At 63.9% G+C, this 19,381-nt stretch carries 22 protein-coding genes; 8 read left to right on the top strand and 14 right to left on the bottom strand.

The genetic code is table 11. From position 1 onward, the window contains the following. Window position 1 precedes the first annotated feature (1 nt). The 3 genes from ABIB06_RS14275 (at window position 2) to ABIB06_RS14265 (ending at window position 3,579) form a co-directional block, all read left to right on the top strand. Window positions 2-469, top strand: a complete 468-nt coding sequence (locus ABIB06_RS14275; protein ID WP_354048485.1) for a hypothetical protein — start codon at window positions 2-4, stop codon at window positions 467-469. A 140-nt stretch (window positions 470-609) separates the two neighbouring features. Continuing rightward, window positions 610-2,835, top strand: a complete 2,226-nt coding sequence (locus ABIB06_RS14270) for an ATP-binding protein (protein ID WP_354048483.1) — start codon at window positions 610-612, stop codon at window positions 2,833-2,835. Between the two features lie 114 nt (window positions 2,836-2,949). Further along, a complete protein-coding gene (locus tag ABIB06_RS14265) occupies window positions 2,950-3,579 on the top strand; it encodes a histidine phosphatase family protein (RefSeq protein ID WP_354048481.1) in 630 nt (209 codons plus the stop codon). Between the two features lie 484 nt (window positions 3,580-4,063). Here the strand turns inward: ABIB06_RS14265 and coaA are convergent, their stop codons facing one another. From coaA to hisB, 7 genes are all read right to left on the bottom strand, one after another. Next, on the bottom strand, window positions 4,064-5,020 hold the full coding sequence (coaA, locus tag ABIB06_RS14260) for a type I pantothenate kinase (protein ID WP_247352607.1): 957 nt from the start codon (window positions 5,018-5,020) through the stop codon (window positions 4,064-4,066). Between the two features lie 21 nt (window positions 5,021-5,041). After that, on the bottom strand, window positions 5,042-5,368 hold the full coding sequence (locus ABIB06_RS14255; protein ID WP_247352605.1) for a phosphoribosyl-ATP diphosphatase: 327 nt from the start codon (window positions 5,366-5,368) through the stop codon (window positions 5,042-5,044). 103 nt (window positions 5,369-5,471) lie between these two features. Further along, the gene (gene hisF, locus ABIB06_RS14250; protein ID WP_247352603.1) at window positions 5,472-6,248 is read right to left on the bottom strand and encodes an imidazole glycerol phosphate synthase subunit HisF; all 777 of its coding nucleotides are present in this window, start codon (window positions 6,246-6,248) and stop codon (window positions 5,472-5,474) included. 10 nt (window positions 6,249-6,258) lie between these two features. Further along, complete coding sequence (gene hisA / locus ABIB06_RS14245; RefSeq protein WP_247352895.1) at window positions 6,259-6,996, bottom strand: 1-(5-phosphoribosyl)-5-[(5-phosphoribosylamino)methylideneamino]imidazole-4-carboxamide isomerase; 738 nt, start codon at window positions 6,994-6,996, stop codon at window positions 6,259-6,261. Beyond that, window positions 6,993-7,643, bottom strand: a complete 651-nt coding sequence (hisH, locus tag ABIB06_RS14240; protein WP_247352601.1) for an imidazole glycerol phosphate synthase subunit HisH — start codon at window positions 7,641-7,643, stop codon at window positions 6,993-6,995. Before hisH ends, hisA begins: the two co-directional genes overlap by 4 nt. Next, entirely contained in the window at window positions 7,640-8,170 is a 531-nt protein-coding gene (locus ABIB06_RS14235; protein ID WP_247352598.1) for a DUF2628 domain-containing protein, read from the bottom strand. Before ABIB06_RS14235 ends, hisH begins: the two co-directional genes overlap by 4 nt. Before the next feature lie 63 nt (window positions 8,171-8,233). After that, a complete protein-coding gene (gene hisB / locus ABIB06_RS14230; protein WP_247352596.1) occupies window positions 8,234-8,827 on the bottom strand; it encodes an imidazoleglycerol-phosphate dehydratase HisB in 594 nt (197 codons plus the stop codon). A 192-nt stretch (window positions 8,828-9,019) separates the two neighbouring features. Between hisB and hslV the strand changes: the two genes are divergently transcribed. The 4 genes from hslV to ABIB06_RS14210 all read left to right on the top strand — a co-directional run bounded on the left by hslV (window position 9,020) and on the right by ABIB06_RS14210 (window position 12,817). Beyond that, complete coding sequence (hslV, locus tag ABIB06_RS14225) at window positions 9,020-9,580, top strand: ATP-dependent protease subunit HslV (protein WP_247352594.1); 561 nt, start codon at window positions 9,020-9,022, stop codon at window positions 9,578-9,580. A gap of 109 nt (window positions 9,581-9,689) precedes the next feature. Beyond that, window positions 9,690-10,307 (top strand): DUF2585 domain-containing protein, encoded by a 618-nt coding sequence (locus tag ABIB06_RS14220; RefSeq protein WP_247352592.1) that lies wholly within the window; start codon window positions 9,690-9,692, stop codon window positions 10,305-10,307. 51 nt (window positions 10,308-10,358) lie between these two features. Continuing rightward, window positions 10,359-11,663 carry an ATP-dependent protease ATPase subunit HslU gene (gene hslU / locus ABIB06_RS14215; protein WP_247352590.1) on the top strand — a complete coding sequence of 435 codons (1,305 nt, stop codon included), beginning with the start codon at window positions 10,359-10,361 and terminating at the stop codon, window positions 11,661-11,663. Between the two features lie 29 nt (window positions 11,664-11,692). Beyond that, window positions 11,693-12,817: a hypothetical protein gene (locus ABIB06_RS14210; protein ID WP_247352588.1), complete on the top strand. Its 1,125-nt coding sequence runs from the start codon at window positions 11,693-11,695 to the stop codon at window positions 12,815-12,817. Here the strand turns inward: ABIB06_RS14210 and ABIB06_RS14205 are convergent. The 3 genes from ABIB06_RS14205 to ABIB06_RS14195 are packed head-to-tail and all read right to left on the bottom strand — an operon-like array spanning window position 12,814 to window position 15,651. After that, entirely contained in the window at window positions 12,814-13,404 is a 591-nt protein-coding gene (locus ABIB06_RS14205; protein WP_247352586.1) for a Smr/MutS family protein, read from the bottom strand. The genes ABIB06_RS14210 and ABIB06_RS14205 overlap by 4 nt on opposite strands. Further along, window positions 13,401-14,978, bottom strand: coding sequence for a murein transglycosylase A (gene mltA, locus ABIB06_RS14200; protein WP_354048476.1), 1,578 nt, complete (start codon window positions 14,976-14,978; stop codon window positions 13,401-13,403). The genes ABIB06_RS14205 and mltA overlap by 4 nt, the downstream gene beginning before the upstream one ends. Further along, window positions 14,956-15,651, bottom strand: coding sequence for a Tim44/TimA family putative adaptor protein (locus ABIB06_RS14195; protein ID WP_247352582.1), 696 nt, complete (start codon window positions 15,649-15,651; stop codon window positions 14,956-14,958). The genes mltA and ABIB06_RS14195 overlap by 23 nt, the downstream gene beginning before the upstream one ends. 419 nt (window positions 15,652-16,070) lie before the next feature. Here ABIB06_RS14195 and secB point away from each other — a divergent pair, with 419 nt between their 5' ends. Continuing rightward, window positions 16,071-16,553: a protein-export chaperone SecB gene (gene secB, locus ABIB06_RS14190; protein WP_247352580.1), complete on the top strand. Its 483-nt coding sequence runs from the start codon at window positions 16,071-16,073 to the stop codon at window positions 16,551-16,553. On the opposite strand, the gene dnaQ is transcribed toward secB, so the two are convergent. The 4 genes from dnaQ to ABIB06_RS14170 are packed head-to-tail and all read right to left on the bottom strand — an operon-like array spanning window position 16,550 to window position 19,379. Beyond that, window positions 16,550-17,266, bottom strand: a complete 717-nt coding sequence (gene dnaQ, locus ABIB06_RS14185; RefSeq protein ID WP_247352578.1) for a DNA polymerase III subunit epsilon — start codon at window positions 17,264-17,266, stop codon at window positions 16,550-16,552. The genes secB and dnaQ overlap by 4 nt on opposite strands. A 28-nt stretch (window positions 17,267-17,294) precedes the next feature. Further along, window positions 17,295-17,888, bottom strand: coding sequence for a dephospho-CoA kinase (gene coaE, locus ABIB06_RS14180; protein WP_247352576.1), 594 nt, complete (start codon window positions 17,886-17,888; stop codon window positions 17,295-17,297). Window positions 17,889-17,911: 23 nt separating this feature from the next. Then, on the bottom strand, window positions 17,912-18,520 hold the full coding sequence (locus ABIB06_RS14175; protein ID WP_247352574.1) for a Maf family protein: 609 nt from the start codon (window positions 18,518-18,520) through the stop codon (window positions 17,912-17,914). A gap of 19 nt (window positions 18,521-18,539) precedes the next feature. Further along, window positions 18,540-19,379 (bottom strand): pyruvate, water dikinase regulatory protein, encoded by an 840-nt coding sequence (locus tag ABIB06_RS14170; RefSeq protein ID WP_247352572.1) that lies wholly within the window; start codon window positions 19,377-19,379, stop codon window positions 18,540-18,542. Window positions 19,380-19,381: the final 2 nt, after the last annotated feature.

Genomic DNA, 19,381 nt, shown 5'->3' with positions numbered 1-19,381 from the left:
CATGTTGCGTTTCAAGATCCTGGCCTCGGTCGTTCCCTTGCTCGCGGCTGCGGTGTTTGCCCGCAGCGAGATCGGATCGGTCTCGCATCCCTGCATCGCCTTGGGCGAAACCTCGGTCGAGCTGACGTCGCTGTTCTGGACCGCCGGCGTGCACGTCGCCTTCACCGATGATCCCGCCCTGGCCACGGTGCGGGTTCAGATCACCGAGGATGCGGACGCGGCAGACTTCGCCGTCGTCGACGACGGCCTCGGTTCGGAATCGGAGACCTGCCAGGCCAATCCTTCGACCCGCCTGATCTCGATTGCGGCGCAGCCCGTCGATGGCGGCCAGGTGATCTATCTCTCCACCGAGGGGCCGGCGGATTACCGCGTCTATGTACGCTCGAAGACGTTCTCGCAGCGCGAGGCGGCGGCGCTGATCGTAGGCGCCCACGGCGGCCATCGCCATCTCCAGGCCGCTTCGCTTTGAGCCGCCTCGCTCTGAGCCGTTAATGCTTCGTCAACCCTGTTTGGAGGCGGCCGCAAATCCTCAAACTGTTCGCAAGGTCGGCGGGACATCGTCGTTTACAGCGAGCACAGGGTTTTAAGAAAACAGTCGGGTCGGTGGCGATGGGTCGGACGTTCCGGATCAAGGTGCGCATGCGCCGCTTCAGGCGGCAGTACCCCAAAATCGCCTTCGCGATCCGCTCCTTCATGATCTTCTCGGCGACCTTCGGTGGCGCCTATGGCTTTGTCTCCGGCAGCCGGTCGGAGAATTCCGGCTACGATCCCAACGCGTTTGCGATCGGCGCCAGCTTCCTGTTCGCGCTCTCCTGCCTCGGCCTTGCCACGCTCAGCATGCGCCTGCGCTTCGTCAACAAGCGGATGCGTGCGCTGGCCGCCCACAACGAAGCACTGATCGACCGCAATTGGGAGCTGAAGGAAGCGGAAGAACGCGCCCGCAGCCTGTTCGAACAGCAGGGCGATCTGATCGTGCTACGCGACAGAAGCGGCCGCATCACCTTCGCCAATGAAGCCTATTGCGCGCTCGCGGTGCAGGCGCGCGGCGCGCTGGTCGGCACGCGCTTTGATTTCGACGTGCTGGAGCAGGGTGACAGCGCCCGCGAGAGCAACGGCACGCGCATTCACGACCAGAAGATCGCAACCCCGCTCGGCGCGCGCTGGATTGCCTGGCGCGAAGGCTATGTCCGCCTCGACGCCGGCCAGCCCGCCGAATTGCAGAGTGTCGGACGCGATGTCACCGATCGCACCGAGACGGAGCGTGCGCTGTCCGACGCCCGCGACCAGGCCGACGCCGCCAACCGCGCCAAATCGCGCTTCCTCGCCATGGCCTCGCACGAGATCCGCACGCCGCTCAACGGCATCATCGGCATGGGCGGCCTGCTGCTCGACACCACGCTGACGCCGGAGCAGACGACCTACGCCAAGGCCGTGAAAACCTCCGGCGAAGCGCTGATGGCGCTGATCGAGGAGTTGCTCGACTATTCCAAGATCGAAGCCGGCAAGCTCGATCTCGAGCAGCGTCCCTTCGCGCTGTCGGCCCTGATCGAGGACATCACCGAGCTGCTCGCGCCGCGCGCGCAGGCAAAGAGCCTCGAGATCGCCGCCTATGTCGACGAGCGCCTGCCGCTCGAACTGGTCGGCGACGCCGCGCGGCTGCGCCAGGTTCTGCTCAACCTTGCCGGCAATGCCATCAAGTTCACTGCGAGTGGCGGCGTTGCGCTGATCGTCGAGCCCGGCATCTGGCCGAACGAGATCAGCTTCCTGGTGCGCGACACCGGCGTCGGCATCGCACCGGAAGCGCAACAGCGCATCTTCCGCGAATTCGAGCAAGCCGACGAGCGCATCGCGCGCACCTATGGCGGCACCGGGCTCGGCCTCGCCATCAGCGAGCGCATCGTCAAGCGCATGGGCGGCCGCATCACGCTCACGAGCGAGCCGGGCAAGGGCTCGACCTTCGAGGTCGCGATTCCGCTCGCGCCATCACACGCCGGCGCAGAACCGACGGCGTTCCCGAGTCCTGATCTTGCCGGCAAGTCGATCCTGCTGATCGCCGACGGTATCGAGGCCTCGCTGATCGCGCGGCGGCTGGAGCGCTGGGGTGGCCAGACCTGCATGGTGACGGACGCGGCGGTGGCGGAAGCGCTGCTGCCGGAACGCTCATGGCATTCGGTGCTGATCGATCGTGCGCTTGGCGCCGCCATCACTGACCGCCTCGGCGAAGCCGCACGCAGGCATGCGATGCAACGCCTCGTGCTGCTGACATCGGGCTCGCGCCACGAGAAAGTTTCGCCGGCCTTCACCGGCTTCCTGGTCAAGCCGCTTCGCGCGGCCTCACTCGCTGCACGCCTCGCGCTGACCCCGGAGGTCGCCTCGCCCGATCTCGCGCCGGAGCCACCGGCCCAATCCACCGGCGCGGTACCGGCGAAAGGCCTGTTGATTCTCGTCGCCGAGGACAATGAGATCAACGCGCTGTTGATGCGCTCGCTGCTGACGAAACTCGGCCACCGCGTCGTCATCGCCGTCCATGGCGAGGCCGCGCTGGAATCCTGGCTCGGCGCGTCATCGGCCGGTACGCCCTTTGATCTCGTGCTGATGGACATCCAGATGCCGCAGCTCGACGGCATCGAAACGACCAAGCGCATCCGTACGCATGAGGCGGCCAAAGGCGGCCACCACACGCCGATCCTCGCACTCACCGCCAACACGCTGGTGGAAGATCGCTACGCCTGCTTTGAAGCGGGCATGAACGGGTTTCTGATCAAGCCGCTCGATCGCGAGAAGCTGGAGGAGGCGCTGGTCGGGCTGGCGGCGGCGCGGCATCTGGCGATCTGACCTGGAATTTCATGGGAACCTGAGCGGCCGGCAATCGGCCGGCAATCGATAATTGAAATCGACCGCGTCGCGCGTCACCATCCTCCGGGGCATTTGCAACGGAGGATGTCGCGCATGAACGTGCTTTGCCGCCTCGCCGTCATATCCCTTCTCTGTGGTTCCACCCAAGCCAACGCGGCCGACACGCCGGACTTGATCGCCTCGCTCAAGCAAGGCGGCTACGTGCTGGTGTTTCGGCACACCGCCACCGACGACAGCCAAAAGGATGTCTACCCTTTCAAATTCGACGACATGAGCGCCCAGCGTCAGCTCAGTGAAAAGGGCCGGGACATGGCGCGCCAGATCGGGACGTCGATCAGGGAACTCGCGATCCCGATCGGCGATGTCTACACCAGCCGGCTGAACCGCGCGATCGAGGCGGGCAAGCTGATCTCCGGCCGCGAGGTCAAGCCGGTCGAAGCATTGACGGACAGCAGCAACGCCAGCGCATCGGGAATGGCAAACCCGACCGGTGCAAATGCAAAGGCCGGACAGGCCGTACGCCAGCTCGTCGATGCGGCTCCGCAGGCCGGCACCAACACGTTCCTCGTTACGCACAAGACCAACATCGCCGATGCCTTCGGCAAGGACGCCGGCGACGTGCAGGAAGGCGAAGCCTTCGCCTACCGGGCAAGTACCACCGGTGCGGCGGCTTTCGTGGGGCGCATCAAGCCTGCCGATTGGACCGCGAAGGCAGGCAAGTGACGGCTGGAGCAAGAGCGACATACCGCCGGAGCACCATGTGGGTGGCCGGGCGAGGCATTATCCGCGAGATTCTGCGATTAGACGCGGCCCACGATGTTTCCCAGGCCACTCAAACGCGTCGTTGGAGGCCGGCACCCTGACCGCTCAGCGATCGTCCCAATCGCCACACGGGCACCGCAAGGACAGCTCCCCAAAGGATGCTGTTTCCAAGAACTGCTGCCCACTGTAGCGCGGCCGATAATCCCTTGGTCTGGACGTGAGAGACGGGCCAAAAGAGCGTGTCTGTCAGTGCCCTGGCCAGACTTTCGGCTTGGCTGATATTGCCAGCCGAGTCGAAGCGTCCGATCGCCAGGGAATGACTGATGAGAAGAGTGCTCAACGCCAACAAGAGATGAGCCGTTGCCAGAAATGCGGCGGTCGGGAGGTATCTTGGACGCTTCATTCCGACTTCCAACGCCATGATTGATCGCGCTGCAGGACGAAGCTACAGCCGCCTGAGCGCCACGCTCGCCACCGTGTGGTCGGCGCCCTTCTTCAGGATCAGCGTCGCCCGGGGGCGGGTCGGCAGGATGTTGTCCTCGAGATTGGCGAGGTTGGTACGCTCCCAGATCGCGATCGCTGTGGCGGTGGCTTCCTCGTCCGACAACAGCGCGTAGCGGTTGAAGTAGGATTTCGGATTGGTGAACGCGGTGTCGCGCAGCGACAGGAAGCGCCGGATGTACCACTGTCGCAGCGCGGCTTCGTCGGCATCGATATAGACCGAGAAATCGAAGAAGTCGGAGACCACGGGCACGGCTTTGCCGTCGCGCGGCAGCTTGCCTGTTTGCAGCACGTTGACGCCCTCGACGATCAGGATGTCGGGCTGGTCGATCTCGGCCCACTCGTTCGGCACGATGTCGTAAGTCAAATGCGAATAGACCGGCGCGCGCACGTGGCGGCGGCCGGCCTTGATGTCGGAGAGGAAGCTGAGCAGCAGCGGCAGGTCGTAGCTCTCCGGAAAACCCTTCTTCTGCATGATGCCCTGCCGCTCGAGCACGGCGTTGGGATACAGAAATCCGTCGGTGGTGATCAGCTCGACCTTGGGACGCGGCGACCAGCGCGCCAGCAGCGCCTGAAGCACGCGGGCCGTGGTGGATTTTCCAACCGCGACCGAGCCGGCGACGCCGATGATGTAGGGCACCTTGCGGTCGCGGATGTTGAGGAACTGGCGCTCCGCGTAATAGAGCCGCTGCATGGCATCGACATAGATCGACAGCAGGCGCGACAGTGGCAGGTAGATGTCCTCGACCTCCTGCAAGTCCAGTCGATCGTGCAGCGAGCGCAGGCGATCGAACTCGCCCGGCTCCAGGGTCATCGGCGTGTCGTCGCGCAGCCGCGCCCATTGCTCGCGCGTATAGACGCGGTACGGATTATACTGCTGCTCGGGTGCGCGAATATCCATGACGCGATCTTTCCACCTCGGCTAGTTGCCGCCCTTGCGCGACGCCTTCTCTTCCAACCCTGACATCGAAGTCCGCTTGTCCAATGCGGCTTCGACCTCTTCCAGCTTTACGCCGCGGACCTTGAGCAGCACAAGGAAATGGTAGAGCAGATCGGCGCCTTCGGCGATCAGATGCGCGCGATCGTTTTCGACTGCTGCGATTACGGTTTCGACTGCTTCCTCACCGAACTTCTTGGCGCAATGTTCGGCGCCCTTGTCGAGGAGCTTGCGGGTATAGGACGCCTCGCCATCCGCTGCCGCGCGGGCGTCGATGGTCTCGGCCAGATCGTGGATCGTGAAACGCGGCATACAAAATACCCGGAAAACGCGCCTTGGCCGATTGCCCTGGCCGGTTATCTGACGGGACAAGCCGGTCCCGCCAATCGTGTAGCATTTTTATGGACGGGAGTCGTCAGGCATCGAGGCGCATGGCCAGCCCGCCCCGGGCCATGTGCTCCTTGGCTTCGCGGATGGTGAATTCCCCGAAGTGGAAGATCGAGGCAGCCAGCACGGCGGTGGCGTGGCCGTTGCGAATACCGTCGACGAGGTGGTCGAGATTGCCGACACCGCCCGAGGCGATCACGGGAACGGGAATGCTGTCGGCAATCGCGCGGGTCAGCGGGATGTCGAAACCCTGCCTTGTGCCGTCGCGGTCCATCGAGGTGAGCAGGATTTCACCAGCGCCGAGCGAGACCACCTCCTGGGCATATTCGATGGCGTCGATGCCGGTCGAGTTGCGGCCGCCATGGGTGAAGATCTCCCAGCGCTCTCCGCCACCGGCGCGCTTGACCCGCTTGGCGTCGATCGCGACCACCACGCACTGCCCGCCGAATTTCTCGGCGGCTTCCTTGACGAACTCACGCCGCGACACCGCGGCGCTGTTGATCGAGACCTTGTCGGCGCCGGCACGCAGAAGCGTCTTGATATCGTTGACCTCACGCACGCCGCCGCCGACGGTCACGGGCATGAAGCAGGCTTCGGCGGTGCGCCGGACCACGTCCAGCATGATGCCGCGGTTCTCATGGGTCGCGGTGATGTCGAGAAAAGTGAGCTCGTCGGCGCCCGCGGCGTCATAGGCGATCGCCGCTTCGACGGGGTCGCCGGCATCGCGCAGGTCAACGAAGTTGACGCCCTTGACGACGCGGCCGTCCTTGACGTCGAGGCAGGGGATCACGCGCACCTTGAACATGTGTCAGCTCCTAGGCGGCGCGCGCGTCGCGGATCAATGTGAGGGCGGCTGCCGGTTCGAGGCGGCCATCGTAAAGCGCGCGGCCGGCAATCGCACCGGCGAGCTTTTTCGCGCGCGGCGTCAGCATCGCCTTGACGTCCTCGATCGAGGCGAGGCCGCCGGAGGCGATCACGGGGATAGAGATCGCATCCGCGAGCGCAATGGTGGCATCGAGATTCAGGCCCTTGAGCAGGCCGTCGCGGGCGATGTCGGTGAAGATGATGGCGGCGACGCCGGCATCCTCGAAACGCTGCGCGATCTCGAGAACCGTCACCTGCGAGGTCTCGGCCCAGCCTTCGACCGCGACCTTGCCGTCACGTGCATCGAGGCCGACCGCGACGCGGCCGGGGAATTTTTTTGCGGCAGCCTTCACCAATTCAGGATCGCGCACCGCGGCGGTGCCGATGATGACCCGGGTGATGCCCTTTTCGAGCCAGGCTTCGACAGTCGCGAGATCGCGAATGCCGCCACCGAGCTGCACCGGAATCCTGATCGTCTTCAGCATCGCCTCGACCGCCTCGGCATTCACCGGCCTGCCGGCAAACGCACCGTCGAGATCGACAACGTGGAGATACTCAAAGCCTTGCGCAACAAAGCTCTCGGCCTGCGCGGCGGGATTGAGGTTGAATATGGTCGCACGCGCCATGTCGCCTTGCTCGAGGCGCACGCATTGGCCGTTCTTGAGGTCGATCGCGGGGAAGAGAATCACGGTTTCCATCGCAAGAAGTTCGAGATCAGGGCCAGACCAAAGCGCTGGCTCTTCTCGGGGTGAAACTGGGTGCCGATGGCCGTATCCTTTGCGACGATCGCGGTGACAGGCCCGCCGTAATCGGCGCGCGCGAGCACGTCCGCCTCGTTGGCGGCATTGAGGTGATAGGAGTGCACGAAATAGGCGTGCTGGCCTTTGGGCCCGAGCGGCAGCTTGTTCAGCACCGGATGCTCGCGCAGCACATCGAGCGTGTTCCAGCCCATGTGCGGGATCTTCAGGCTTTCGTCGCGCGGCGTGATCTTCTCGACGTCGCCGCCGACCCAGTTCAGCCCTGGCGTGATGACATGTTCCTTGCCGCGGGTGGCGAACAGCTGCATGCCGACGCAGATGCCGAGCATCGGCCGCGCCTTGACACGCACTGCCTCGGTGATCGCCTCGACCATGCCGTTGACCGCATCGAGCCCGCGCCGGCAATCGGCGAAGGCGCCGACGCCCGGCAGCACCAGACGATCGGCGCTGTAGGCCTGGTCCGGATCGCTTGTGACGAAGACCTTTTGCGGGTTCTCCATGCTGCGCGCAGCGCGCTCGAACGCCTTGGCGGCGGAATGCAAATTGCCGGAACCGTAATCGATGATGGCGACACTCATCTTGACCCTCCCGGTTCCGGAAACAAACCAATGATGCCGCCCGCCGGCATCGGCGGCGGGCTTGAGAATTGCTGCCCCGGCACGTTGCGGGTCGGCGGCGGGCCACCGCGATCGACGGCCCATTGATCGTTGACGATGCCGCGCTGCTTCTGGCTCCAGCGCTCGAAGAAGCGGCGCTCGGCGGTGTCCTCGTCGTCGGAAATCACCACGTCGAGCTGCCGCCATTTACCGCGCGACAGCGTCCAGCGGCGCAGGCTGGAGGCCTCGAAACCCATCAGCAGCGCGACGATGATGTCGGCGAAGAAGATCGAGCTGCGTCCGATTCCGAGGCTGGACAGCCCGGCGTTGAACGCGGCGACGAAGATCACCCAGCCGATCAGCGCCAGCCACAGCCGATTCCACAGCAGCCAGAGCGGGCCGAAAATCATCGCCCAGAAATGGAAGCCGTCGCGTACGAAGACGAACTTCTCGGTCGCGCGCAGATCGGCTCCGGCAGGAGAGGGAGCATGAACTGTGTAGACAGGCATGGTGATGCCCCGTTCTCTAATTTCAGTGATACCGCAAGCGGCGCGTGCCGCCGGCCCGAGATGTCAGCCGCCGAGCGAGCCCTTGGTGGACGGGATTTCGCCCACCGTCTTCGGGTCGATCGCAACCGCCGTCCGCAGCGCCCGCGCCAGACCCTTGAAGCAGGATTCGGCGATATGGTGGCTGTTATCGCCATATAGGGTCTCGACGTGGAGAGTCACGCCGGCGTTCATGGCGAAGGCCTGGAACCACTCGCGCACCAGCTCGGTGTCGAACTCGCCGATCTTGTGGCGGGGAAAGTCGACCTTGAACACCAGGACCGGGCGGCCCGAGATGTCGATGACCACGCGCGACAGCGTCTCGTCCATGGGCATATGCACGCCGGCATAGCGGGTGATGCCCGCCATGTTGCCGAGCGCCTGCTTGATGGCCTGGCCGAGCGCGATGCCGGTGTCTTCGGTGGTATGGTGATAATCAATGTGCAGATCGCCCACCGCCTTGACCGTGAGGTCGATGCGGGAATGGCGGGCGAGGAGATCGAGCATATGGTCGAAAAAGCCGATGCCGGTCGCGATATTGGATACGCCGGTGCCATCGAGGTTCACTGATACCTCGATGTCGGTTTCCTTGGTCTTGCGCTTGATCGTCGCGGTGCGCATGGAAAATCGGTTTCCATTCTGGTTTTGAGCCGAAAACGCCGGTCTTTTAACAGCCAAATGACACCTTCGCTACTGCGGGAACGGCTGGCCGGGCTGCTACTTCTGCCTATGGTGAGCGAAATCGGGCCCGGAGCGGCCCGTTGTGCCGCGGCTCCTGACCGCCTAAATCAGCCCGGACAACGAGGTTCATTCATGCAGGACTCCCCAAACAGCTCGCCGGGCTGGCACGGCACCACGATTTTGACCGTCCGCAAGGGCGGCACGGTGGTGGTCGGTGGCGACGGCCAGGTCTCGATCGGCCAGACCGTGATCAAGTCCAATGCCAAAAAGGTCCGAAAGCTCGGCAAGGGCGACGTCATCGGCGGCTTTGCCGGTGCCACCGCCGACGCCTTCACGCTCTTTGAGCGCCTGGAAGCCAAACTCGAGCAATATCCGGGGCAATTGACCCGGGCCGCCGTCGAGCTCGCCAAGGACTGGCGTACCGATCGTTATTTGCGGCGGCTGGAGGCCATGATGATCGTGGCCGACAAGGACGTCTCTTTGGTCCTGACCGGCACCGGCGATGTGCTGGAGCCCGAGGCCGGCGTGATGGCGATCGGCTCCGGCGGCAATTACGCGCTGGCGGCGGCCCGAGCCCTGCTCGACACCGACAAGGACGCCGAGACCATCGTCCGCCGTTCCCTCGACATCGCCGCCGACATCTGCGTCTACACCAACCGCAACGTCACCATCGAAGCCCTGTCGGCCGGCTAGGGTCCAGGTTTCGACGTCAAAACTGAGCTCCGCGTCATTGCGAGCGAAGCGGCGAAGCGAAGCAATGCCTTACTTCCGATGATCCTCCGTTGCTGATGATGCGCAATTCATGACGCTCGCGATTTCCGAGAAAGCCAAGACGGCGATCCCGCCGACCTACTGGGTCGGCATCGCGCTGCTATTGCTGGCGCTGCAGGCCTCGATCCTGTTTGCGATGGGGCGGGTGCCGATCTGCACCTGCGGCTATGTCAAGCTATGGCATGGCGTGGTGAACAGCTCGGAGAATTCGCAGCACATCGCCGACTGGTACGCCTTCTCGCATGTCCTGCACGGCTTCCTGTTCTACGGATTGACCTGGCTGCTGTTCGTGCGCCTGCCGTCGCCGCAACTCTCATGGCCCGCCCGGCTGATCATCGCGATGCTGATCGAAGGTACCTGGGAAATCGTCGAGAATTCGCCGTTCATCATCGAGCGCTACCGCGCCGGCACGATCTCGCTGGACTATTTCGGCGACAGCATTGTCAATTCGATCTCGGACACGCTGTCCATGATGCTGGGCTTCCTCGCCGCGCGCCTGCTGCCTGTCCCAGTGACCGTCCTGCTGGGGCTCGCCTTCGAAATCATGCTCGCGCTGCATATTCGCGACAATCTGACGCTCAATATCCTGATGCTGATCCATCCGATCGAGGCCGTGAAACAATGGCAATCGGGTCCGCCGATCATCTGACGACAAAAAAGCGGCTTGTCCCGCCCCGCATCTGACCCTAGCTAAGGTCCCATGACAGACTTTTCTCCCCGTGAAATCGTTTCTGAACTCGACCGTTTCATCGTCGGCCAGGCCGATGCCAAGCGAGCCGTCTCGATCGCGCTGCGTAACCGCTGGCGGCGGCAGCAACTGGAAGGCTCCTTGCGCGAAGAGGTACTGCCGAAAAATATCTTGATGATCGGCCCGACCGGCGTCGGCAAGACCGAGATCGCGCGGCGGCTCGCCAAGCTGGCGAACGCACCATTCCTGAAGGTCGAGGCGACGAAATTCACCGAGGTCGGCTATGTCGGCCGCGACGTCGAGCAGATCGTGCGCGACCTCGTCGAGGTCGCGATTGCCCAGGTCCGCGAGCGCAAGCGCAAAGACGTGCAGGCACGCGCGCAACTTGCCGCCGAGGAGCGCGTGCTGGACGCGCTGGTCGGCGCCAATGCCAGCGCGGCAACGCGGGACTCTTTCCGCAAAAAGCTGCGGGCGGGCGAGCTCAACGACAAGGAAATCGAGATCGAGACGCAAGGCGGCGGCAGCGGCTTTCCGATGTTCGAGATCCCGGGCATGCCCGGCGCCCAAATGGGCGCGGTTTCGATCGGCGACATTTTCGGCAAGCTCGGGGGACGCAGCAAGACGCGACGGCTGACGGTGGGGAGCTCGCACGAGATCCTCGTCAACGAGGAGTCCGACAAGCTGCTCGACAGCGATCAGTTGACGCAGGAGGCGATCAGCGCGGTCGAGAACAACGGCATCGTGTTTCTCGACGAGATCGACAAGATCTGCGCACGCGAAGGTCGCGCCGGCGGCGACGTGTCGCGCGAGGGCGTGCAGCGCGATCTGTTGCCTTTGATCGAGGGCACGACCGTTTCGACCAAGCACGGCGCGGTGAAGACCGACCACATCCTGTTCATCGCCTCCGGCGCCTTCCACGTCGCAAAACCGTCCGACCTCCTGCCGGAACTGCAGGGCCGCCTGCCGATCCGCGTCGAGCTGCAGGCACTGACCCGCGACGACATGCGCCGCATCCTGACCGAGCCCGAGGCTTCGCTGATCAAGCAATATGTCGCGCTGATGCAGACCGAGGGCGTCACGCTCGACATCACCGACGACGCCATCGACGCGCTCGCGGACGTCGCGGTGGCGGTGAATTCCACCGTCGAAAACATCGGCGCGCGGCGGCTCCAGACCGTGATGGAGCGGGTGCTGGACGAGATCTCCTTCACCGCTCCCGACCGCAGCGGCGAGACCGTCAAGATCGACGCGGATTTCGTACAGACGCACGTCGGCGACCTCGCCAAGAACGCGGATCTGAGCCGGTTCATTTTGTAATTTCGGGCGGTCGCGCTATCAGTTACCGCGTGACCGCACGCATCATGCAAAACCCCTGGCGCCTTCTGCTCGCGATCAACGCTGCGGTCATCGTCGGCGTCTCCGTTCACAAGATCCAGCTGCCGCCTTACGTCCCCTACATCCACCTTCTGGTCGATTACCATTTCGGCTTCGTCAAGCGCGCGCTGATCGGGGCGGTCGTCGCGCTGTTCACGGACAAGGTGCCGGTATGGCTGGTGTTCGCGCTCGGCGGCGTGACGTGGCTGGTGACGCTCGCCCTTTATGCAAGACTGTTCCAGAAGACGTTCGGCTTCACCGCAAAGACGCTGCCGCTGTTCGTCTTCATCGCGGGCTCGCCGTTCTTCCTCAAGAACTTCATGCACACGCTTGGCCACTTCGACATCTATGGCTGCGCGCTGGCGATCATCCTGCTGCTGGTGCCGGCGGGCTCACTGCTGTTCGTGGCTTTGGCCGCGCTGTTCTCGATCATCCTGGTGCTGGTCCACCACATCCATCTCCTGATGTATGTGCCGACCATCATCGCCATCGTGGTGATCAGGCACTATCTGACGCACGGCTGCGATCGCACCAACGTCGCGTTCGGCATGATTGCGTTGCTTATCGTCTCCACGCTGTTCTTGGCCGCCCAGTTTTTGGGAACGATGCCGATCCCGGAAGCGGATTTCGTGGCGTATCTGAAAACCCGGATGGCCGATCAGTCGCGGACCGAGCTGCTGCGATTCGCCTACATCTGGTACCAGCCGCTGGCGCAGGAGATTTCCGACACCTGGGGCCGCCTGCCCCACAACATCCTGGGCGTGCCCGTATTCGCGCTGCTGATCTGGCTGCATACGCCGCTGTGGCGCTATTTTGCGAACCTGATCGGCGCGCTCGCAAACGATACGCACCGCCGTCTCGTGGTCGCTGCGCTCGCCGGCGTCAGCCTCGCCTATCTCGTGATGTTCGCGATGGTGTTCGACTATTCGCGCTGGATCTCGAACTGGGGGGTCTGCATGTTCCTGATCCTGCACGCGGTGAAGATGCTGCCCGCCGCACGCGAGACGCCGCCGATTCCGTCAGAAGATCAAAAGACCAATATTTTCGGCCTGATCATCACGCTGATCCCCCGCGTCGGGATCGTGCGGCCATTCTAAAATCTCGCCCGGCGAATCCGCACGTAGAGCGCGCCCTCGCCGCCATGGCCGATACCGGCTTCCTCAAAGCCGACCACAAAAGCCCGGAATTCCGGCAGGCTCAGCCATTCCGGCACCTGGCGGCGCAGCACGCCGCTTTCGCCGCCGCTTCGCCCCTTGCCGGTGATGACGAGCACGAAGGTCAGGCCGTCATGGTGGGCGCGGTGCAGGAATCCGGTCAGCGCGCGATGGGCGCGCAGCTGGGTCATGCCGTGCAGATCGAGGCGGGCCTCGATCTCGCTGCGCCCGCGCGAGAGTTTCGTTCGCTCACGCTTCCCAAGCGGCGCCAGCGGCGGAATGGCCGGTTTTGCGACGCGCAGCGCCGGGACGGCAGCGATCGGACGCGGCGATGGCGCAGGCCGCGCGGCAGGCGCGGCGGGTGAAGGCTCCGTGCGCGGCGCAGCTTGCGCCTTCGCCGCGCGATGCTTCCTCAGCGGCTTGACCTGGTTTGCGATCGTATCCCACAGCGCGCGTTCTTCCTCGCTCAGCGCGCGACGGCGCGGCGAGGGACGAGGCTCCGGCACGGGCGGACGGGACGATCGCTTCATTGCTGCCGATGGGGATGATTTTTCACCGGCCGCCGCGGCTCGCGAACAGGCTCTATCAGCGGGCGCGGTGCCGGCAGCGGGACCGGGTTGGCGACGGCGACCGTCTCACCTTTGCCTTGTGTCACGGCTGCGGCCGGAGCCGCCGTCTTGGTCGGATCCTTGGTCGGATCCTTGCTCGGATCCTTAGCGGAATCCTTCGCAGGCTCGGTTTGCGGAAACAGCTTTGCGATCTTCTCCGAGGGCCGTGGGTCCGGCACCGGCAGCCGCGCGCCGCGCACTGTGGGATTGAGGCTCTTCGGCACCAGCATCACGAAATGCATGGCATGGCGCAGCCGCCCGGAGACCCGGCCGGCCTCCTGGCCTGCGCCGAAATAGAGATCGGCCCGCGCGGGTCCGATGATGGCCGAGCCGGTGTCCTGCGCGATCATCAAGCGATGGAACGGCGTCTTCGCGCGTTCGGAATCGATCGGCAGCTCACCCTCGATGAAGAACGGGGTACCGTAGACGTGCAGCGATTTGTCGACCGCGATCGAGCGGCCGGCCGTCAGCGGAATACCTTGCGCGCCGACCGCCTCGTCCTTGTCGGACAGATTGACCTCGCGGAAGAAGATGTAGGAACGGTTCTGGCGCCGCAGTTCCCTGGCGCCGTCAGGGGTCTGCGCCATCCACTCCCTGATCTTCTGCATCGACATCTCTTCCTTCGGAATGATGCCGCGCTCGATCAGGATGCGACCGACCGCCGTATAGGGATAGCCGTTATAGGCGTCGTAGTTGAGCCGGACCGTGCCGCCGTCGTCGAACTTGATCCGCGCCGAGCCCTGGATCTGGGCGAACAGCAGATCGGTCGGGTCCTTCAGCCAGGCAATCTCGAGTCCGCGGCCGGCGATCTTGCCGTCCTCGATCTCGCTGCGGTCATAATAGGGCACGAGCTTGCGGCGGCCGATCTTGCGATACACCGGGCCCTTGTTGGGCAGGCTGACCGAATCCTGCTTGTAGCCGCGCACGAACAGGTTCGAGGGTCGGCGATAGACCGGGATGTTGTAGACATCGGTCTGCGTGCGCGATCCCTCCAGCACCGGCTCGTAATAGCCGGTGACGAAACCATCGGGCTCCCCGAGGCGGGAGATGCGCAGCGGCGCGAAATTCTCCTCGAAGAAGGTTTTGGCTTTCGCGTCGTCAGCAAGCTCAAGAGATTTCGCTGCCCGGCAGGGTTCGCTCAGCGAAGCCCCCAAAGCCTTCGGCTCGGGAGCGCCGGTCTGCGCGCTGATCGGGCGGCAGCTCGCGCGAAACGTCTTATAGGCGGCGAGATGAGCGTCGTCGCTCCAGCCTTTTACGTCGGCCCAGGCCAGCGGCAGATATTGGGCGCCAGGGATTTCGAATGGCAGGGGAAGCTGCGGATACGGCAAGGCCCGCGGCGGCGCGGCGGGCAATTCCGGGAGATGATGGTGATGGCTGCGATAGTGGCGCCGCGCCGCCTCGGCGCCGAGCGAAAACGACGATAGCGCGACGACAGCTGCGCAAAGCGCCGTCGCGCTGGTCTTCAGGAAAGCCTTAATTCGCGCTTCCGGTGCCAACCAGCTTCCAGTTCGGATCGCGAGAGGTGATGTCGCGGGCGAAAGTCCAGATGTCGGTGATGTCGGCGACGGTATCGGCGCTGCCGTCGACGATGTTGCCGGCCTTGTCCCGGGTCGCCGAGATCATCTGCGAGACGAAGCGGATCGTGAGCTGGGCGGTACGGTCGCGCAGCTCGGCGCCGACGAGCTCGGCCTTGTCGATCGAGACGAAGCGCGTCTCGGTCTTCTGCTCGTTCTTCTCGCGCTCCTTGATGGCGGCATCGAAGCTGTCATAGACCTCCGACGACAACAGGTCGCGTAGCGCGCGGCGGTCGCCATTGGCAAAGGCCAGCACGATCATCTCATAGGCGCCGCGGGCGCCGGAGATGAAATGGCGTGGATCGAAGGTGGAATCCTTTTCGACGATGCCGTCCAGGCCCTGCGCCAGCACGGTGCCGGGCTCGGTCAGGCCCTTCCAGCGGTCGGAAGGCGGGGCCGGCTCGGCCGTCGGCGCCAACGGGGCCTGGTCGATGACCTTGCCCGGCATGGTCACGACGTTCTTGTCCTGGGCACCCTGGAGCGCGTTACGGTCGAACGGCGGCCGTTCGTTGCCGGTGCGCTGCCCCAGCACACTGCGCAGCCTCAGAAAGATGAAGACCGCCAGCGCCAGGAAGATGATGGTGTAGATGTCCACGTCGTATTCGCTTTCTAGTCTTCTGTAGATAAGGAGCCGTCCCGAAGGGGTCGTTGCCGGGAAAATCGATCCGGCCAGTAGACCGTTCCACACGGAAACGGCAAGTCTACGTCACCATTTTAGGTCCGCGCGTCAGGTCCGTGGGATGTAGGCACGAAACCTGGCCCGGCCAATGGCGCCTTTTGGCACAGCACCGAGTGTAGCGCGTTTTATGCTTAAGGGGAAACCCGATCCTGCCCGGAAATCGCGCATCTTCAATCGTTTAAGGCGCGACTTGGCTGGATCGGCGGGGGTGAACGACACCGCTGTGGGCGCGGCCTGAATTCCCCATCCGGGACCGTTCGTCCTTGTGGAACGAGGTAGCCCTATGTTAGCCAACCGCCGCGAAATTCAGCCCAATCGGGTAAGGAGACACTCTTATGACCAACGGTAACGGCACCCCTCCCGAGGCGGCCCAGGCTCCCCAGCTCAACGTGCTGGCGCAATATACCAAGGATCTCTCGTTCGAAAATCCGAACGCGCCCAGCTCTCTCCAGCAGCAGAGCCAGCCGCCCCAGATCAACATCCAGATCAATGTCAGCGCCAACAACCTCAGCGAACAGGAGTTCGAGGTGACCCTGTCGGTCGAGGGCAAGGCCGAGACCGCCGGCAAGATCATGTTTTCGTTCGAGCTCGCCTATGCCGGCGTGTTCCGGATCTCCAATGTGCCGAAGGACAATCTGCATCCGCTGGTCATGATCGAATGCCCGCGCCTGCTGTTCCCGTTCGCCCGTGAGATCATCGCGACCGCCGTGCGCGACGGCGGGTTCCCGCCCCTGATGCTGGATCCGGTCGACTTCGTCGGTCTCTATCGTCAGAACATGGAGCGGCAAATGGCCGCTCCGCCGGCCGGTCAGGCCTAACCGGCCGAAGCGGCGGCTGGAGCGGGCAAGAACTCGTTCCAGATCGCCTTGTCGCCGAGGGTCGCGATGAAGGCCCGGTGGGCCTCGCGCTCGGCGTCTGAAATCCGCGGCGTGAGCGGCACCGGCCGCTGCCGCCGCGGCGCATCGGCAGCACCATTGACGCGCATCTCCTCGGCTTCCGAAGCCAGAAGCAGCTGCGATTGCCGCGCCCCGACCAGATCGACATAAACTTCCGCAAGCAACTCGGCGTCGAGCAACGCGCCGTGCTTGGTTCGGCGTGAATTGTCGATCGCATAGCGCGAGCAGAGATCGTCGAGCCGGTTCGACACGCCGGGATGCTTGCGCCGCGCCAGCAGCAGCGTATCGACCAGCCGCTCACGCGGGATCGCCGCGCGCTTGATCCGGTCCAACTCGGCGTTGATGAAACTGATGTCGAACGAGGCGTTGTGGATCACCAGCGGCGCGTCGCCGATGAACTCCAGAAACTCGTCGACGACCTCGTGAAACAGCTGCTTCGTCGCCAGAAACTCGGCCGACAGCCCGTGCACGGCAAAGGCTTCCGCCGGCATGTCCCTTTCGGGATTGATGTAGACGTGGAAACTCTGCCCCGTCGGCATGCGATTGAACATCTCGACGCAGCCGATTTCGACCAGGCGATCTCCACGCAGCGGATCGAGGCCGGTGGTTTCGGTGTCGAGAACGATTTCGCGCATGATTCAGCAAGCCGTGTAAGGCGGCGAATCAGGCTCGCCGCTGCGGCATCTTAACGACCTCGGCGAGGATGTGCGCGATTTGGGCGCGCACCGGTTCGAGTCCGTGTGAGGTATCCACCACGAAATCGGCACGCTTGCGCTTTTCCGCGTCGGGCGTCTGCTTGGCGATAATGGCGTCGAGCTTGGCCTCGTCCATCGTGCCGCGCGCCAGTACCCGCTCGCGCTGGAGTTCCGGAGACGTCGTCACGACGACCACGGCATCGACCCGCGTCTCGCCGCCCGTCTCGAACAGCAGCGGAATGTCCAGCACCACGACCGGCGCGTCAGCGGCGTCGGCGAAGAATTTGTTTCGGGAAGCGCCGAGCATCGGATGGACGATCTTCTCGAGCTGCTTGATGGCGGCGGGATCGTGCACCACACGCGCCGACAGTTTCGGCCGATCGACCTTGCCGTTCGCGGTGGTGCCGGGGAAGGCGGCCTCGATCGCGGGCGCAGCTTCGCCCTCATAGAGCTGATGCACGGCCGCATCGGCATCGTAGACAGGGACGCCGGCCTCCTCGAATAATTTCGCGGTGGTGGATTTGCCCATCCCGATCGAGCCGGTCAGTCCCAGGATTCGCATCAGTGCCCAGCCATATCTGCCATTCACACCGCAACTAGCCGCTCGCGCCGCAGGAACGCAAGCAGCGGCAGCAGCGGCAGGCCGAGAATGGTGAAGTGGTCGCCCTCGATACGCTCGAACAAATGGATACCCAGGCTTTCGAGCTGGTAGCCGCCGACGCTGGTGGCGACTGCATCGCCGGCGACGTCGAGATAGGCCGAAAGCTCAGCCTCGGTCATTTGCCGCATGGACAGGCGGGCGACCGAGACGTCCTCGAAGATGATCTCGCCATCGCGTGCTATCGCCACGGCGGAATTCAACTCATGGCACTTGCCGGAGAGATCGCGCAATTGCGCCAGCGCCTGGGAGCGGCCCGCAGGCTTGTTGAACAGGCGATCGCCAAGGGCCAGCGTTTGATCCGCACCGATGACGGTGCTTCCTGCATGATTGGCCGAGACTGCCGTGGCCTTTTCGCGCGCCAGCAGCAGGGCGATCTCGCCCGGACTCGAAAGCCCCGAGGCAGCCTGGATACCGCGCTCGTCGATATCAGCCGTGATCGCCTTGAACTCGAGCCCGGCATTGGCCAGCAGCATCTTTCGCGCGCTGCTCTGCGAGGCCAGGATCAACGAAGATTTGCCGAGCCACAGACCCATCGCAAAATTATTCCCAAGACTATTCAGAAGGCCGGTTACGCTGGCGGTCGCTATAGAGCTTCATGATCGCCGCGGCGGTTTCCTCGATCGAGCGCCGCGTGACGTCGAGGAGCGGCCAATCGTGCTTGGCGCTCAGCTTGCGGGCGAATGCGACCTCCTCCGCGACTGACTGCCTGTCGATATAGGTGTCACTGCTGGAATCGGCGCCCATCGAGAGCAGGCGGTTCTGGCGCACTTGAATCAAGCGTTCCGGCGTCGCATGCAAGCTCACGACCAGCGGTCGCGTTAACGTTTCCAATTGCAAGGGAACCGGAATGCCCGGAACCAGCGGCACGTTGGCAGTGCGGATGCCGCGATTGGCAAGGTAGATCGACGTCGGAGTCTTGGAGGTGCGGGAGACACCGACAAGCACCACGTCCGCGTCGTCGAGCCCTTCGACATGCTGACCGTCATCATGGATCATGGTGTAGTTCAGCGCGTCGATGCGCTTGAAGTATTCGGCATTGAGCACGTGCTGGGCGCCGACCCGGCCGGTCGTGGCAGCTCCGAGATACGCCTCGAACAATTGCATCACCGGGCCGATGATCGACAGGCTCGGAACATTGATCCCCTTGCACTTGTCCTCGAGCCTGGAAACCAGGTCCTTCTCAAGCAGCGTGAACAGCACGATTCCCGGCGCTTCCTCGATCTCGTCGAGCACACGATCGAGCTGTTTCTGGCTGCGCACCAGCGGATAGACATGCTCGACCGGGGTAACGTTGGCGTACTGGGCGGCAACGGCGCGTGCGACCGTGATCAGCGTCTCACCGGTGGAGTCGGAGACGAGGTGCAGATGGAAATAATTGTTCGAGGTCGGCACAA

Origin of the sequence: Bradyrhizobium sp. LB8.2 (genome assembly GCF_040548035.1) — a bacterium.
In the GTDB taxonomy this organism is placed as follows: domain Bacteria; phylum Pseudomonadota; class Alphaproteobacteria; order Rhizobiales; family Xanthobacteraceae; genus Bradyrhizobium.
The sequence above is the reverse complement of the archived record's forward strand: the minus strand, read 5'-3'. Positions and strand labels throughout refer to the sequence as shown.